This window comes from Gallibacterium faecale (genome assembly GCF_027920745.1).
In the GTDB taxonomy this organism is placed as follows: domain Bacteria; phylum Pseudomonadota; class Gammaproteobacteria; order Enterobacterales; family Pasteurellaceae; genus Gallibacterium; species Gallibacterium faecale.
In genome coordinates, this window is record NZ_JAQIBB010000002.1 from 15,421 (window position 1) to 33,011 (window position 17,591).

At 39.4% G+C, this 17,591-nt stretch carries 15 protein-coding genes; 12 read left to right on the forward strand and 3 right to left on the reverse strand.

Annotation, left to right across the window (positions count from 1 at the left end):
* The first annotated feature begins 197 nt into the window (after window positions 1–197).
* Window positions 198–1,079, forward strand: coding sequence for a DMT family transporter (locus PF272_RS00720; protein WP_271141268.1), 882 nt, complete (start codon window positions 198–200; stop codon window positions 1,077–1,079).
* A gap of 64 nt (window positions 1,080–1,143) precedes the next feature.
* Here the strand turns inward: PF272_RS00720 and PF272_RS00725 are convergent, their stop codons facing one another.
* Window positions 1,144–2,703, reverse strand: a complete 1,560-nt coding sequence (locus tag PF272_RS00725; RefSeq protein WP_271141269.1) for a multicopper oxidase family protein — start codon at window positions 2,701–2,703, stop codon at window positions 1,144–1,146.
* A 9-nt stretch (window positions 2,704–2,712) separates the two neighbouring features.
* Window positions 2,713–3,174, reverse strand: coding sequence for a DUF411 domain-containing protein (locus tag PF272_RS00730; protein ID WP_271141270.1), 462 nt, complete (start codon window positions 3,172–3,174; stop codon window positions 2,713–2,715).
* A gap of 203 nt (window positions 3,175–3,377) precedes the next feature.
* Here PF272_RS00730 and PF272_RS00735 point away from each other — a divergent pair, with 203 nt between their 5' ends.
* The 7 genes from PF272_RS00735 (at window position 3,378) to cysI (ending at window position 12,517) form a co-directional block, all read left to right on the forward strand.
* Complete coding sequence (locus PF272_RS00735) at window positions 3,378–4,373, forward strand: sulfate ABC transporter substrate-binding protein (RefSeq protein WP_271141271.1); 996 nt, start codon at window positions 3,378–3,380, stop codon at window positions 4,371–4,373.
* 122 nt (window positions 4,374–4,495) lie between these two features.
* Window positions 4,496–5,914, forward strand: coding sequence for a siroheme synthase CysG (cysG, locus tag PF272_RS00740; RefSeq protein WP_271141272.1), 1,419 nt, complete (start codon window positions 4,496–4,498; stop codon window positions 5,912–5,914).
* Window positions 5,915–5,937: 23 nt separating this feature from the next.
* The gene (locus PF272_RS00745) at window positions 5,938–6,675 is read left to right on the forward strand and encodes a phosphoadenylyl-sulfate reductase (RefSeq protein WP_271141273.1); all 738 of its coding nucleotides are present in this window, start codon (window positions 5,938–5,940) and stop codon (window positions 6,673–6,675) included.
* A gap of 8 nt (window positions 6,676–6,683) precedes the next feature.
* Window positions 6,684–7,610 carry a sulfate adenylyltransferase subunit CysD gene (gene cysD / locus PF272_RS00750; protein WP_271141274.1) on the forward strand — a complete coding sequence of 309 codons (927 nt, stop codon included), beginning with the start codon at window positions 6,684–6,686 and terminating at the stop codon, window positions 7,608–7,610.
* 27 nt (window positions 7,611–7,637) lie between these two features.
* Complete coding sequence (locus tag PF272_RS00755) at window positions 7,638–8,927, forward strand: sulfate adenylyltransferase subunit 1 (protein WP_271141275.1); 1,290 nt, start codon at window positions 7,638–7,640, stop codon at window positions 8,925–8,927.
* A gap of 12 nt (window positions 8,928–8,939) precedes the next feature.
* Entirely contained in the window at window positions 8,940–10,745 is a 1,806-nt protein-coding gene (gene cysJ, locus PF272_RS00760) for an NADPH-dependent assimilatory sulfite reductase flavoprotein subunit (protein ID WP_271141276.1), read from the forward strand.
* A 14-nt stretch (window positions 10,746–10,759) separates the two neighbouring features.
* Window positions 10,760–12,517, forward strand: coding sequence for an assimilatory sulfite reductase (NADPH) hemoprotein subunit (cysI, locus tag PF272_RS00765; RefSeq protein WP_271141277.1), 1,758 nt, complete (start codon window positions 10,760–10,762; stop codon window positions 12,515–12,517).
* A gap of 278 nt (window positions 12,518–12,795) precedes the next feature.
* Here cysI and adhE read toward each other — a convergent pair whose 3' ends face one another.
* Entirely contained in the window at window positions 12,796–15,411 is a 2,616-nt protein-coding gene (gene adhE / locus PF272_RS00770; RefSeq protein ID WP_271141278.1) for a bifunctional acetaldehyde-CoA/alcohol dehydrogenase, read from the reverse strand.
* Window positions 15,412–15,656: 245 nt separating this feature from the next.
* Between adhE and PF272_RS00775 the strand changes: the two genes are divergently transcribed.
* From PF272_RS00775 to PF272_RS00790, 4 genes are all read left to right on the forward strand, one after another.
* Entirely contained in the window at window positions 15,657–16,010 is a 354-nt protein-coding gene (locus tag PF272_RS00775) for a DUF4870 family protein (RefSeq protein WP_271141279.1), read from the forward strand.
* Window positions 16,011–16,081: 71 nt separating this feature from the next.
* Window positions 16,082–16,483, forward strand: a complete 402-nt coding sequence (gene rraB / locus PF272_RS00780) for a ribonuclease E inhibitor RraB (protein WP_065235181.1) — start codon at window positions 16,082–16,084, stop codon at window positions 16,481–16,483.
* A gap of 2 nt (window positions 16,484–16,485) precedes the next feature.
* Complete coding sequence (locus PF272_RS00785) at window positions 16,486–17,040, forward strand: DNA topoisomerase family protein (RefSeq protein ID WP_271141280.1); 555 nt, start codon at window positions 16,486–16,488, stop codon at window positions 17,038–17,040.
* A complete protein-coding gene (locus PF272_RS00790) occupies window positions 17,024–17,587 on the forward strand; it encodes an L-threonylcarbamoyladenylate synthase type 1 TsaC (protein ID WP_065235183.1) in 564 nt (187 codons plus the stop codon). The genes PF272_RS00785 and PF272_RS00790 overlap by 17 nt, the downstream gene beginning before the upstream one ends.
* Window positions 17,588–17,591: the final 4 nt, after the last annotated feature.

Genomic DNA, 17,591 nt, shown 5'->3' on the forward strand with positions numbered 1-17,591 from the left:
TATGAACGAGGGCAAACTGATTAGCAAAGAATAAAAAATTAATTAATATGCAATTTAGAAATAAGCCGAAAATGATCGAGGTTACAAATCCACTTTATCCTATTTGCTACTTCGTTGTTTCGCTCCTACTTGGTTAACAACTACTAAAGGTATAGACTACTTAACTCAGTAAACCACAAAGATTATCGTAGATTAAAATGTTTTGGATATTCTTCACTCTATTAGCAGCTTTTATGCAGGCTTGGCGTAATGCCTTTCAGAAACAATTAAGTACGACTGTTGATGTATATGGTGTCACGCTTGCACGTTTTATTTGTGCAGTACCACTAGCCATCACTTATTTAGCTATTTTATATTCCGCACAACCACCCGCACAAAGCGTACATTTCTCTTATCAATATCTGATTGATATTGTTATTGCTGGGCTTAGTCAAATTATTGCCACCGCTTTAATGGTAGCGTTATTTAAACAAAAAAATTATGCCATTGGTGTAGGACTTGCCAAAAGTGAAGCTATTTTAGCCGCGTTGATTGGTGTTACATTTTTACAAGATTACTTATCGGTATGGGGCTGGGTCGGTGTCTTTATTGGGGCGATTGCCGTTTTCTTATTAAGTAAAGGGGGCAAAAATATCCAGTTATCCTACACTACCTTATTGATTGGTGTCGGTAGTGGTTTATGTTTTGCGATTACTTCTTTATTAGTTCGTCAAGCCAGTTTACAGCTCGATATGCTACCATTTTTGCATCGTGCTGCTTGGGTGTTATGCAGCATTATTAGTTTCCAATGTATCTTAATGTTACTAGTGTTAGCTATCTTTAAACCACAAACTTTGCAGGCGATGTGGCAACGTAAACGCCTTACTTCAACCGTAAGTTTATGCAGTTTTTTAGCTTCATTGGGCTGGTTTAGTGCGATGAGTATGCAGTCAGTAGCTATTGTTAAAACATTAGGGCAGATTGAAATCTTTTTCAGTATCTTGATCTCTTTATTTTGGTTTAGTGAAAAATTAAATAAAGCGGATCATATAGGTTTAATTCTGGTAGTGATTTCTGCTGTTATGGTAATTTGGGCTTAAATTTAACTGTACTCTCCTACTCACCAGAAGAGTACAGTAATTTATGTATTAACTTGTAACCAAGTTACTCTACTTTTAATTGTCCCATCATTCCTAAATTCTCGTGTTCAAGAATATGACAATGGAACATTTTTAAGCCAGTGTGGAGTTGTTTAAAACGAATGACCACTTTTTCATAAGGACGCAAATTCACCACATCTTTTAAGGCTCGATAAGGAGCTGGTTTGGTTTTACCGTTCAACGTAGTTTGAATCACTTCAAATTGTGTGCCATGTAAATGGAACGGGTGATCCATATGGCTTTCATTAAAAATTTCCCATTGTTCCACTTGATCAACCTTACCAACAAAATCCACTCGATCCATAGCAAACGATTTGCCATTAATCAGGAATACCCCTTCCATCATTGCGGGTACTGGGTTATCTGTGTTCATACTATGTTCTGTTGAATGTGCCATCATCAGCTTATGATGATCTTTTGAAGACATAGCTTCATGATTCATCATCTGTTCACTAAACCTTACCTGACGAACTACTTTAGCCGGTTCTTGTGCTGGTAAAGTACGTAATTTCTCAGGCAATGTAACTGGTTCTGCCTTCACTTCAATTTGTGCTAAGGTTAAATCAGTTGCAGGCTCTTGTACCATCATCTTATGCCGTTCATAGTACAAACTCTGTAATACTATCTCACCCTGTGTATCACCAATCATCATCACTTCTACTCGTTCTGCCGGAGCTAAAAACAGTTCATCTTGTGGAGCTAATGCTTTCTCTAATAACCCGCCTTCTGTTCCAAGCACCACCCATTGCACACCCGGCACTTTCAAGCGTAAGTAACGTGCACTGGTTGCGTTCCAAATACGGATTCGTTGTTGTTGTACTTTAATTTTCGGTTGATACTGACCGTTAATCAGGACTATTTCACCCTCACGACCATTCATCCAATCCATCATACTGTTAGCAGGGATCTTGCCATCTTTCGTTAAACGCAGATCAGAAATCACCCAATGTTGTTCATCAAGTTGAGATAACGGATCTTGTTTGGCTTTTACGACCAATGTCCCAGCCAATCCTTTATACACCTGTTCTGCCACATAACCATGTGGGTGTGGGTGATACCAATAAGTACCCGCACTGCCTTCAGGAATAGTGAAACGATAGATTCTGCGACTATTTGGTGCAACGGGATCTTGTGGATTTCCATCCGCCCCACTATGCACATCTAAACCATGCCAATGGATTGTAGTAGGTTGTGGTAAATGATTAACGAACTCTATTTCCACCTCGTCACCTTCAAATACCTCAATTTGAGGGCCGGGTAGTTGGCCGTTATATGCCCAAAACTCTGTTGGTTGATCACCCGCTAATTTTATCGTTGTTGGTTCAGCAACTAATTTTGCTTTAAAGACACCTGTTTGCTTCGATAAATTCTTTAATTTCGGTAATGTTGTAATTAATGGTTGCTGACTTGGTAGCTTATCTAATGGCATCAAAGGCACTTGAGTCTGCATTCCCATCATCGCATGATGATGTTCCATCTGTCCCATCGTATTCGCAAGTGAATAAAGAGAGGAGCTAATTAAACTTAAACCAATCCCATAACGTAAAAAATCTCGGCGTTTCATTCCTCTCTCCTATTCCTGATTATGCGAGCTAAATACTTCACTTTCGCCATTCTTTTTCAACAATAAGACATCGTATGCATCTTTACGTCCTTGATACGCCGGGCCATCCATTCCTGGTGATCCAACCGGCATTCCCGGTGCAGAAAGCCCAATCGCGTCAGGTTTTTCAGCTAATAATCGTTTCACATCTTCTGCTGGCACGTGTCCTTCAATCACATAACCATCAACGACTGCAGTATGACAAGAAACATAATCATCTTTAATCCCAAATAATTGATGTTGTTTAGCATTGCCAGTTTCATGAACTTTGACCTCAAAGCCATTATTTTTCATATAGCTAATCCATTCATTACAACAGCCACACGTCGGGCTTTTCCAAACTTCCATCGTAGCAGTTTGAGCTTGTGCTAACACTGCAAAAGCAAAGGCGCCAATTAAGATTAACTTGCTAAGCAAACGGGTGTTTTTCATGGTTACCTTCCTAGTAAGAATAAAAACAGAATAGCTTCGATGGTAAAGCTTTCCCTAAGGGAAAGGTCAACAGATCAACCGTGGATTTAGTTTAAATTGCTATAAATTATAATTTTTTACTATTTTTCTCATTTTCCCTTTTTCCGTATAACTTCACTTCAGTAAAAACAGAATGGTAATAACAGCCATCAATGGAGTGAAATATGCAAATTAAATCAATTATTTATAGTCTATTATTCAGTAGTATCACCTTATCATCAGCCTTTGCTAATCAAACCTTAATGTTAGCTGGGTACGATGTTATTCGTGATTACTATAAACGCTATCTTCCTGTTTTTTCTGAACAATATGCCAAACAATATCAGGTTACGCCGAATATCGCCCTATCGTTTGCTAGTGCGAGTAAACAAGCGATTGCTGTACAAAACGGATTACCTGCGGATGTGGTTACGTTAAACCAACAAAATGATATTAACGGTTTAGTGAAAAAAGGCTTAGTGGCAGCCGACTGGCAACAACAATATCCCAATCAGGCAACCCCCTTTCATACTGTGATGGTATTCTTAGTACGTGAGGGAAATCCTAAAAATATTCGTGATTGGCAAGATTTAATCCGCCCAGATGTAAAAGTGGTGTTTGCTAACCCAAAAACATCTGGAAATGGTCGTTATGCCTACTTATCTGCGCTCGGTTATGCGCAAAAACAGCTCAAAGATCCGCATCAAGTCAACCAATTTATTCAGAAATTCTTAAAAAATGTGCCTGTCTTTGATACTGGTGCAAGAGCTGCCAGTATTACCTTTAGCCAGCGCGCGATTGGCGATGTGCTGATTACCGCAGAGAATGAAGCCTCACTGTTAGCACAAGCTACGATCGGAAAAGAGAAGTTTACTTTAGTGTATCCAAGTATCAGTGCCAATGTTCCTGTCTTAGTGGCAGAAGTGAATAAAAATAGCCAACGCCACCACACTCAACAATTAGCACAACGTTTTATTCAATCTTTATGGCAAGAACCTGCACAACATATCGCAGCTCAGAGTGGTTTTCGTCCAAATGTGCCGACTGTTTTTGCCCAATATCAGGCGAATTTTCCAACAATCAGTACTTTCGATGTCAATCAGCAATTTGGTAACTGGCAACAGATCAATCAACGCTATTTTGCAGATGGTGGGCAGTTTGATCAGCTCTATCTGCATTAATACTCAACGCCGAATCAGCGGTTTATATCATAAAAAGTTATAACAGATAATTTTTTACTATTTTTAGCCATATTAATTTTGCCGTATAAAAAAATAAAAACGCATTGAGAGAGGGAGTGACAATGCAATATCTACCCATTTTTATTGATTTAAAAGACAAAGAAGTTTTAGTCGTAGGTGGCGGGCATATTGCCAAACGCAAAATTGACCTATTACGCCAAGCGCACGCAAAAATTCAAGTGGTAGCTGAACAACTTAGTTCACCATTACATACGCTATGGCAAACGGGGCAAATTAACTGGTTAAGCAAACAATTCTCTGCCGAACAATTAGCCACAGTGAGCTTAGTTGTTGTCGCAACTAATGATGCAGCATTAAATCAGCAGGTTTACCAATTAGCACAACAACAAAATCGTTTAGTCAATACCGTAGATGATCAAGCACACTGTTCGTTTATTTTTCCGTCTATTATTGATCGCAGTCCAGTCCAAATCGCTATTTCTAGTGCGGGTACCGCACCTGTACTAACACGTCTATTACGTGAAAAGTTAGAAGCTTTATTACCACAACATCTCTCCACTATGGCAGAAATTGCAGGACGTTGGCGCGGTAAAGTCAAAGCCACCATCAGTCAATTAAAACAACGCCGTTATTTTTGGGAAACTCTGTTTAATCATAGCCAATTCCAACGCCTAACTCAGAATCAACAGGTAGAACAAGCAGAACAATTTATTGCGGAGCAACTTCAACAACGCCCAGCACAATTAGGCGAGGTGATTTTAGTCGGTGCAGGTCCTGGTGATGCTGGATTATTAACATTAAAAGGGCTACAAGCGATTCAACAAGCGGATGTTGTGCTATATGACGCACTTATTTCACCACAGATTTTAGATTTAGTACGCCGGGATGCAGATCGTGTTTTAGTTGGTAAACGTGCAGGCAAGCCAAGCATTAGTCAAACACAAATCAATAACTTATTAATCAGTTACGCGAAACAAGGAAAACGTGTTGTTCGTTTAAAAGGCGGAGATCCTTTTGTTTTTGGGCGTGGCGGTGAAGAACTACAAGCACTTAACCAAGCCAATATTCCTTTCAGTGTTGTTCCTGGTGTCACTGCTGCCGTTGGCGCAACCGCTTATGCAGGTATTCCATTGACCCATCGTGATTATGCACAAAGTGTTACTTTTATCACCGGTCATCGTCAAGCAGATGGCAATCCTTTAGCGTGGCGTAGTCTTGCTCAACCCCACACCACCTTAGTGGTTTATATGGGCACAATCAAAGCCAGCGAAATTCAAACTAACTTATTGGCTTATGGTCGTCGTGCAGATACGCCTGTTGCGGTGATTAGTCAAGGAACCCTAGCTCAACAGAAAACGCAGATTGGCACATTAGACACGCTTACACAATTAGCTGAACAAGCTGAAAAACCAGCCCTATTGGTCATCGGTGAGGTAGTGGCATTACAACAACAACTGCAATGGTTTGGACAGACAGCTATTTACACTACCCCAATAACATTACAACAAAAAGTCGCTTAATCGTTTTAACCAAGGACAAGGAAATGAGTTTACAACGCCCAGCACTGTGGCAAATTCCGCAGCTTACTCAAGCACAACAACCTGTGTTGCAACAAAAAATCGCGGTATTACAGCAACGCTTACAGCAAATTGCCGACCAACATCAACAGGTTAAATTTGCTCACAGCTTAGCCGTAGAAGATATGGTAATTATGGATGTCTTAAGCAAGCTCAATACAAATGTCACCATTTTTACCCTAGATACAGGTCGATTAAATCAGGAAACACTGGATTTTCTACATTCATTACAACAAACCTATCCAGATTTACCAGTAGTTCGTTATCAACCTGATCAACAACAAATCACTGAATATATTCAGCAATATGGTGAGAATGGTTTCTATGACAGTGTTGCTTCTCGTAAACAGTGCTGTTATATCCGCAAAGTCGTACCGTTAAATCAAGCTTTACAAGATGCGGACGCTTGGCTAACTGGCCAACGTCAATCTCAATCTGTTACTCGTCAATCCCTTGAGTTCGCCGAGTGGGATCATACCCGGCAAATTGCTAAATACAATCCTATTTTCGATTGGTCAGAACAAGATGTCTGGGCATATGTTTTACAGTTTAACTTACCTTTTAATGCTCTTTATCAACAAGGATACCCAAGCATTGGTTGTGAACCTTGCACTCGTCCAGTGAAGCAAGGTGAAGAAATTCGTGCTGGTCGTTGGTGGTGGGAAAACCAAGCGAGCAAAGAGTGTGGTTTACATCAAGCGTAGGAGTGAATATGCAACAACAAAATTTATTACAAAACAATCATTTAGATTGGTTAGAAGCTGAATCTATTTATATTATTCGTGAAGTGGTCGCAGAGTGCCGTAATCCAGCCTTGTTGTTCTCGGGCGGTAAGGATTCTGTGGTGTTATTAGCATTAGCTCGGAAAGCGTTCCAATTAGAAGGACGAAATTCACCATTACCATTTCCTCTCGTACATATTGATACAGGGCATAACTACCCGGAAGTCATTGATTTTCGTGATCAACAAGTCGAAAAGTTAAATGCCCGTTTAGTAGTGGGTTCTGTTGAAGAGTCAATCGCCAAAGGTACTGTGGTGTTACGTAAAGAAACAGATTCCCGCAATGCAGCACAAGCCGTTACCTTATTAGAAACCATTGAAAAACATGGATTTGATGCCTTAATGGGTGGTGCAAGACGTGACGAAGAAAAAGCGCGTGCTAAAGAACGGATTTTCTCATTCCGCGATGAATTCGGTCAGTGGGATCCAAAAGCGCAACGTCCTGAACTTTGGTCACTTTACAATGCAAAAATGCATCAAGGGGAGAATATGCGAGTATTCCCAATTTCAAACTGGACAGAATTAGATATTTGGCAATATATCGCCCGTGAAAACCTTGAATTACCAAGTATTTATTATGCTCATCAACGTGAAATCGTTCGCCGTAAAGGTTTATTAGTCCCTGTTACCTATCTAACACCAAAAGCAGCTAATGAAGAGAGCGAAGTGTTATCAGTACGTTTCCGCACAGTCGGTGATATTAGCTGTACCTGCCCAGTAGCAAGTACAGCAGCTACTCCGCAAGCCATCATTGCTGAAACCGCTGTCGTTGATATTTCAGAACGCAGTGCTACTCGCTTAGATGATCAGGTAAGCGAAGCCGCAATGGAACAACGTAAAAAACAAGGTTACTTCTAATTAATAACAATAAAAAAGGAATGTGAGATGAATATTAATCAAAATGCCCCTTTACGCTTTATTACTGCTGGTAGTGTTGATGATGGGAAAAGTACCTTAATCGGTCGTTTATTATATGACAGCAAAGCCTTATTAAGTGATCAATTACAACATCTAAATCGTGCGAAAAATAGTGCGACCGGCATTGATTTTTCAATTTTAACTGATGGCTTAGCCGCAGAACGTGAACAAGGTATTACTATTGATGTCGCCTATCGTTATTTCTCTACGGCAAAACGTAAATTTATTATTGCCGATACACCGGGACATGAACAATATACGCGTAATATGGTGACTGGTGCGTCAACCGCAGACGCGGCAGTGGTCTTAGTTGATGCAAGCCAATTAGATTTTAGCCAACAACCCTTACAGTTGTTACCACAAACCAAACGCCATTCTGCAATTTTACAGCAACTCGCTTGTCCACAAATTATTGTTGCGGTAAACAAAATGGACTTACTCAATTTTGACCAAGCAAAATTTGAGGCTATTTGTGCTGCATATCGTGATCTAGCTGCTCAACTGGGCTTAACGTCAGTACAATTTGTGCCCATTTCAGCATTAAACGGCGATAATATTGTTTACTTAAGCGAGAATATGCCATGGTATCAAGGCGAGCCACTACTCAGCTTATTAGAGTCATTACCGAATCAAAAACATATTTCATTAGAAAAAGCACAGTTCCATTTTCCAGTACAACTGGTATTACGCTTAGATAGCGACAAACAAGACGATTTCCGCGGTTATCAAGGCAGAATTGAAGCTGGTAGTATTGCCGTTGGCGATCAAATTCGCATTGAGCCAGCTGGTTACACCTCAACTGTCCGTGAAATTTATGCTGTATCCGGTAAAGTGCAGCAAGCGAATGCCGGCGAACAAGTGACACTTTGCTTAACAGATGATATTGATATTTCCCGTGGCGATACCTTTGTTGCTGTCGATAATCCAATTCAATCACAACAGCAACTCACTGCAACCCTCTGTTGGTTTGATCAACGTCCATTAAATACAGCACGTAAATATCTACTAAAACATACAACTCAAAATGTGTTTGCTCGGATTAAACATATCGATCATTTACTTGATGTAAAAACCTTAAGTAAACAACAAGCGGCAGAAACATTCCAATTAAACGATCTTGGGCAGGTACAAATTAGTTTACAAAAACCAATTTGTGCCACCACTTACCAACAAAATATTGGTACTGGTGCATTTATTTTGATTGATGAAGCAACTTATCACACTGTTGCTGCTGGTATGATTTTATCTGCGGCATAAGGAGAAAGTAGGATGCAAAATCAAACAAAATTACCTATCTCCGCCGAACTTGCAGAGAAATTAGGACAATTAGATCAATTACAACTTGCTTGGCTCTCTGGTTATTGCTGGGGGCAAGTCAACCACCAAACAGTGGCGACTGATGTTGTTCCTACGTTAGGAACAACGCCTGATACTGTTGCAGCTGCTCCTGCTGCTCGCACTATTACGATTATCTCCGCTTCACAGACTGGTAATGCACGTAAAGTCGCTGAACAACTGAAAACAAAATTGAGTGTGGCTCATACCGTAAACTTAATCAGTGCGGGTGAATATAAAGCGAAAAAAATCAACCAAGAACAGATTTTATTGTTAGTTACCTCAACTCAAGGTGATGGTGAACCACCAGAAGAAGCCTTAAACTTACACCGCTTCTTATTCGGCAAAAAAGCACCTTCATTAACTGGTGTTGAATTTGCTGTTCTTGGTTTAGGCGATAGCTCTTACCCAAATTTCTGCCAGGCTGGTAAAGATTTTGATCAACGCCTTGCTGAATTAGGTGCTAGCCGTTTACAACCATTAACGGAATGTGATTTAGACTACCAAGCTACTGCTGATGCTTGGATTGAACAAATTACACATTACTTAGATCAACATAATAACGGTGCAGATAACACCATACCACAAACCGCCATAGTCACTGCTGCTCAAGAAAATACGGCTAATCAATATACCCGCGAACATCCGTTTCCAGCGACTTTAAGTGTTCGCCAAAAAATTACTGGTCGCCACTCTAATAAGGATGTAGAGCATATCGAGATTGATTTATCAGGTTCAGGTTTAACCTATCAAGTTGGCGATGCTTTAGGTGTTTGGTTTAGTAATGACTCAGATTTAGTCAGCGAAGTGTTACAAGCAGTTGGTTTATCTGGTGATGAATCTGTTACTCACAATCAACAAACATTAAGTTTACGTGAAGCATTAACCACTCAATTTGAATTAACACAAAATAATGCAAAATTCGTACAAAACTATGCTGAAATCAATCCACAACCGGCATTAACCGCCTTAGTTGCTGATCGTCAACAGCTACAACAATATGTACAACAAACACCATTAATCGGTGTCTTGCAAGAGTATCCAACAACACTAACTGCAACCCAATTACTTAGTTTATTACGTCCGCTTACTCCGCGCCTTTACTCTATTGCTTCTGCACAAAGTGAAGTTGGAGAAGAAGTCCATTTAACGGTTGGTGTAGTTCGCTATCAATTTAATGATAAAACCTATACCGGTGGTGCATCAGGCTTCCTTGGTGAACGATTAGCAGAAGATCAACAAGTAAATGTCTTTGTTGAAACCAATCCGCATTTCCGCCTCCCAACAAATTCCCAAGCCGATGTCATTATGATTGGTGCGGGTACTGGGGTTGCACCATTCCGTGCCTTTATGCAGCAACGTGCAGTTGATGAAGCTGAAGGTCGAAACTGGTTATTCTTTGGCAATCAAACCTTTACCGAAGACTTCCTTTATCAACAAGAGTGGCAAGAGTTTGCTAAACAGGGCTTACTACATCGCTATCACTTTGCTTGGTCACGAGATCAGCAACAAAAAGTTTATGTGCAAGACAAAATTCGTGAACAAGCCCAAGAGTTATGGCAATGGTTACAAGCTGGTGCTTACATCTACGTTTGTGGGGACGCCAATAAAATGGCAAAAGATGTAGAAAAAGCCTTACTTGATGCGATTAGCCAACAAGGCAACTTAGACCAAGAACAAGCTGAAGATTATCTTGCTGAATTAAGAGAACAAAAACGTTATCAGCGTGATGTGTATTAAACAGGAGTGAAACAATGAGTGATAAAGCAACTGAATGGAAAAAATTTCCTTTAGCCGATAATGAACACCTAAAAGGTGAAAGTGATTATTTACATGGTACAATTGCCGCAGATCTGAATGAACAATTAACGGGTGGCTTTAATAAAGATAACTTTCAATTAATCCGTTTCCACGGTATGTATGAGCAAGATGACCGTGATATCCGAGCAGAACGCCAAGCCCAAAAATTAGAGCCTAATAAGAACGTCATGTTACGCTGCCGTTTACCGGGTGGAATCATCACCCCAAAACAGTGGCTAGGAATTGACGAGTTTGCTACGCAACATACTTATTACGGCAGTATCCGTTTAACCAATCGCCAAACATTCCAATTTCACGGGGTTTTAAAGCGTGATATTAAACCAATGCACCAATGGTTACATCAACTTGGTTTAGATTCAATCGCGACTGCTGGCGATGTAAACCGCAATGTTCTCTGTACACCTAATCCAGTAGAAAGTGAATTACATCAACAAGCTTATGAGTGGGCGAAGAAAATTTCTGAACATTTATTACCACGTACCACTGCTTATGCCGATGTTTGGCTAGATGGTGAGAAAGTCTTTGAAAGTGAAACAACCAAACCGCTATTAAAAGAATCCAGCGATCCAGTTGAACCTATTTTAGGGAAAACCTATTTACCTCGAAAATTTAAAACGACTGTTGTGGTGCCGCCATTAAATGATGTGGATTTACACGCAAATGACCTTAACTTTATTGCTATTGCAGAACAAGGGCAATTAGTTGGTTTTAATGTTCTTATCGGTGGTGGCTTATCTATGGATTTCGCCAACCATAAAACTTACCCAAATATTGCACAAGAGCTTGGTTTTGTTACGTTAGATGAGGTTTTAGCTTGTGCAGAAGCGGTAGTTACGACTCAACGAGATTGGGGTAACCGCAGTGATCGTAAAAATGCGAAATTACGTTACACCCTTGAACGTGTAGGCTTAGATGTCTTTAAAGCAGAAGTAGAAAAACGTGCTGGTATTACTTTAAAACCGCTTCGTCCTTATCATTTCACTGAACGAGGTGATCGTATTGGTTGGGTAAAAGGTGAGGATAAAAAATGGCATCTTACTTTATTTATCGAAAATGGTCGATTGCTAGATTATCCTGATCGACCATTAAAAACTGGCTTACGTGAAATTGCGAAAATTCATAAAGGGGATTTTCGTCTTACCGCTAACCAAAATTTAATTGTGGCTGGGGTAGCACAAAAAGATAAGGCTAAAATTGAGAAACTTGCTCGTGAATATAAGTTAATTGATGACAGTATTACACCTCTACGTCAGCAAAGTATGTCTTGTGTTGCCTTGCCAACTTGTCCGCTTGCGATGGCAGAAGCTGAACGTTTTCTTCCTCAATTTATCGATAAAGTAGATCTCTTAATGGCAAAACATGGGATGGAAAAAGAAAGTATTGTATTACGTGTTACTGGATGTCCTAATGGTTGTGGTCGAGCTATGTTAGCTGAAATAGGCTTAGTTGGTCGTGCAATTGGTCGTTATAACCTTTATATCGGTGGTAATCGCGAAGGTAGCCGTATTCCACGTTTATTTAAAGAAAATATTGAGGAAGCAGAAATCTTACAAATTCTTGATGGTTGGATTGGTGATTGGGCAAAAAATCGCCATGTTAATGAAGGTATTGGTGATTTCGCTATTCGTACCGGAATTGTTAAACCTGTTACCAATGCACCAGAAGATTTTTGGGAAGTGAAGATTGCTTAATTTCGTAAATCGCTACATCTCCTCCTTACTCCTCTTCATAAATGAAGAGGAGTGATCACTCAGCACTTGAATAACATTCAGTACATTTTGGCACGAATAAATAGCTCAAAAATAATTAACCTTGATTGACTAAAATATAAACACCAACTAACCAAAATACTTAGTACAGACTAGCCAAAAATCACTGACCTAGTATATTCACAGAACGGCGCCCCTCTTCAAGCTTGAAGAGGGGCTAGGGGAGATGCGGATCAATGGGGAGTATTTATCAGTTATTATTACTCACCATAATAGGCTTTAGTTAAGATCTCAATCATATCTTCAACTACTGGCAAACGTGGGTTTGCTGGTGAACATTGATCTTCAAAGGCAAGTAACGCTAAATCACGGCGTGCATCCATAAACTCTTGTTCATTGATACCTTGATCTTTGAAAGACATCTTAATTCCAATACGTTCACCTAATGCTTTACACGCATTCGCATAAGCTTCCACGGCTTCTGCTGGCGTTGAGCAAGGTAAACCAAGCACACGGGCGATTTCTTGATATTTAACGTCTGCTTTATAGTAGTTATATTTTGGCCATGTCGCCGTTTTAGTTGGGCGAGTACCGTTATAACGAATAACATAAGGCATTAAAATCGCATTGGTTCTACCGTGTGGTGTATGGAAACGACCACCAACTTTATGCGCTAAAGAGTGAGTCATACCTAAGAACGCATTAGCAAATGCCATACCTGCAATAGTTGAAGCATTGTGCATTCTTTCTCTTGCTTCTGGATCGCTTGCGCCATTTTTCACAGAGCGTTCTAAGAATTCAAATACCAGTTTAATCGCTTGTAATGCAAGACCATCGGTAAAGTCATTCGCTAACGTAGAAACATAAGCTTCTGTTGCGTGAACTAATACATCATAACCAGAGTCTGCGGCAACGTGTGCTGGCACAGTCATCGTTAATGCTGGATCCACAATCGCAATTGTTGGGGTTAATGAGTAATCTGCGATTGGGTATTTTTTATCGCCCTCACTAATTACCGCAAATGGTGTAACTTCTGAACCTGTACCTGAAGTTGTTGGGATACCAATGAATTTTGCTTTACGACCTAATTGTGGGAATTTGAATGCACGTTTACGAATATCCATAAATTTTTGTACTAAATCACGGAAATCGACTTCTGGTTGTTCATAGAATAACCACATTACTTTAGCCGCATCCATCGCTGAACCACCACCTAATGCAATGATGGTATCTGGTTGGTAATTACGTAATAACTCTACCCCACGGCGAACAGTTGCAATACTTGGATCTGGCTCAACATCAGCGAAAAGTTGGTAAGTAACATGATCACCACGCATAGTAAGCTGGTTCGCAATTTTCTCCACAAACCCTAAATCTACCATCACACGGTCTGTGACGATAACAACCCGTTTAACACCTTTCATTGATTGTAAATATTGGATTGAATCGCGTTCAAAATAGATTTTTGAAGGCACTTTGAACCATTGCATATTATTTCTCCGTCTGCCTACTCGTTTGATATTTAATAAATTCACCGCACTAACGTTGTTACCTACGGAGTTTTTACCGTATGAACCACAACCTAAGGTTAATGATGGTAAGAAAGAGTTATAAACATCACCAATACCACCAAATGTTGAAGGTGAATTCCATATCACACGAATCGCTTTCACACGTTCACCAAACGTTTTCGCTAATTCTGCATCAGAAGTATGAATTGCTGCTGAGTGTCCTAAACCGTGGAATTCCACCATTTGTTCTGATTTATTTAAACCATCTTCGACACTTTCTGCTTTTAATAACGCTAATACTGGGGAGAGTTTTTCACGAGTTAATGGCTCTTTTACGCCAACTTCTTTACATTCTGCAAGAAGAATATTGGTATTTGCTGGAACACTGAATCCGGCTTGTTCTGCAATCCAAGCTGCTGGCTTACCAACTACTGCTGCATTTAATTTTGCTGATGCACAGTTAGTACTGTTTGCTTTCGCACCAAAGATATACTCTTCTAATAGAGCTTTCTCTTTTTTATTCACCAAATACACGCCATAAGATTGCATTTCTTTAACGAAATCATCATAGATTTCTTTATCAACAATCGCAGCTTGTTCACTGGCACAAATCATACCGTTATCAAATGATTTTGACATCACGATATCGTGTACCGCCTGTTTTAAATTAGCGCTTTTTTCTACATAAGCTGGCACGTTACCTGCTCCAACACCAAGTGCTGGTTTACCACAAGAATAAGCAGCTTCAACCATCGCATTACCCCCTGTTGCCAAAATAGTAGCAATTCCTGGGTGTTTCATTAATGCTTGGGTACCTTCCATTGATGGGTGTTCAATCCATTGGATACAATTTGTTGGTGCGCCTGCTTTTACTGCTGCTTCATAAACAACTCTGGCAGCGTGTGCTGAACTTTGTTGTGCTGAAGGGTGGAAAGCAAAAACAATTGGATTACGTGTTTTTAAAGCAATTAATGATTTGAAGATAGTGGTCGAGGTTGGGTTAGTGGTTGGGGTAATACCACAAACTACACCCACTGGATCTGCAATTTCAGTAATACCGGTTACATCATCTTCTTTAATTACACCAACTGTTTTTAAATGGCGCATATTATTGACGACATACTCACACGCAAATAAGTTTTTTGTCGCTTTATCCTCAAATACACCACGACCAGTTTCTTCATAGGCGTGCATCGCTAACACACCATGTTGATCAAGTGCCGCAACAGAGGCTTTTGCCACAATATAATCAACCTGCTCTTGATTTAATTGACGAAATTCTTCTAACGCCACTAAACCGTTGGCAACAAGTTGATCCACTTCTGCTTGAGCTGGACTGACAGCAACTTCAGTTGTCTTATTCATAATGATTTCTCCAAAAATTAAAAATTATTTTAACTGATAAAATTATATCTTTTTGAAGCTCCCTTTTTTTGGGTATTCCATCATTATCTGATCTAGCTCAATTTCTGTGTTATCCACTTGTTACAGTCGTTTAGGATCTGTTGTTCTCTCGTTCTTAATTCTTGATAAATTACTAATTTTTGTGTGATCTTTGCCTTTTTTCGTTCTATATTAAGAATGAAATTAACTTGAATAAGGAAAATAAGATGGAACCGATGATCTATAATGTTGATAACACCAAAAAATGGGCAATGATTACGTATTGGCTCTACATTCTTTCCTTTATTGTTGGTTTTTTAAGTATTGTTGGGATTGTAATTGCCTATATTTTTCGTGATGACGCTCGAGGTTCTTTTTTAGAAAGTCATTTTACCTACCAAATTAGAACTTTCTGGATTGGCTTGTTATACAGTGCCATCGGGGTAATTCTTTCTTTAATCTTTGTAGGTTACTTTATTCTTTTATTTACTTTAATTTGGCTTTTAGTGCGATCAATTAAAGGATTACGTTCTCTCAGTAGAAATGAAGTTATCTTAAATGAAAAAACGTGGTTATTTTGATCTGGTTGCTTGTAGAACAAGTTTTTAATCCCTAGAATACAATCTTTATCACGCAAAACGAGGCTTTAATTATGTCAGTACTTACTGCGCTACAACAAGAAACCCGAGAAATTATTGATCAATTGTTAAATGATGGTAGCGATCCAGATGCGTTATACATTATTGAGCACCATGTTTCTCATCACGATTTCGATAAACTTGAAAAAATTGCTGTAGATGCTTTTAAATTAGGCTATGAAGTATCTGAAGCAGAAGAGTTAGAAAATGAAGACGGCGTTGAAGTCTATTGTTTTGATATTATTAGTGAAATTGAATTAAAAGCAGAGTTAATTGATGCGCAACAAGTAGAGCTACTCCCTCTTATCAAAAAACATCAAGGCACCTATGACGGCTGGGGAACTTATTTTGAAGATCCGAATGATGACGAAGATGAATATGGGGAAGATGGCGAATTTTTTGATGATGAAGACTAATTATGCGTGATACACTTTTTACAGCTCATAAGTCTGTCGAAAAATGCCCTCAATGTGGGCATTTTTTACAATTAAGGCGTGGTAAAAAAGGGCTTTTTCTTGGTTGTTCCCAATATCCTCAATGTGATTATCTAAGACCATTGCAATCTCAAACTTTAGGCGAAGTCCTGAAAATATTGCCAGAACAATGTCCTGAATGTGAACACCCTTTAGTGTTGCGGCGCGGGCAGTTTGGTCTATTTATTGGTTGCAGTAATTACCCTGAATGTCATTTTATTGTGAGCAATGAACCAGAAAAAAACGATTATCAGCCAGTGAGTTGCCCTGCTTGTAAACAAGGTAAACTTATGGCGAAACGTGGGGCTAGAGGAAAGGTCTTTTTTGCTTGTGATCATTACCCACAATGTCGTTTTAATGTGGCACAACAGCCGATTGCAAAAGCCTGCCCACACTGCCATTTTCCATTGGTCTATATAAAAAAAATGACCGATCAACAAATTAGTTATCAATGTTTAAATAAAAGCTGTAAACATACGTTTTATGAATCAAATGAATAACTTAGAAAATATTGTCGCCCATTTATTACAAGGCGATGTTATTGCTTATCCAACAGAAGCTGTGTTTGGCTTAGGGTGCAATCCTTTTAATGATCAAGCGATACAAAAATTATTAGCTTTAAAACAACGTCCTGTGGAAAAAGGATTAATTTTAATTGCACCTACCTTAGATTTTTTCCAAGAGATTATTGCATTCGAGCAACTTTCTGCAGAACAGCTACAACGCCTACAACAGGTGTATCAACGTCCAACAACCTGGATTGTTCCTGTGAAATCTACGGTTTCACCTTTGCTTACTGGAAAATTCAACAGTATCGCGGTACGGTTATGTCAGCATCCTGCGGTAATTGCTTTATGTAAACAGGCTAAAATGCCAATTACCTCAACTAGTGCAAATTTAAGCGGGCAGCCACCCTGTCGCCATTTTCAAGAAGTTTTAGCACAATTTGGTCAAGATTTTCCCGTATTACAGGCAGAAGTGGGATCAGCTAAAAATCCATCTGAAATCAGGGATCTTTTTACTAATAACATTGTTCGACAAGGATAATAGT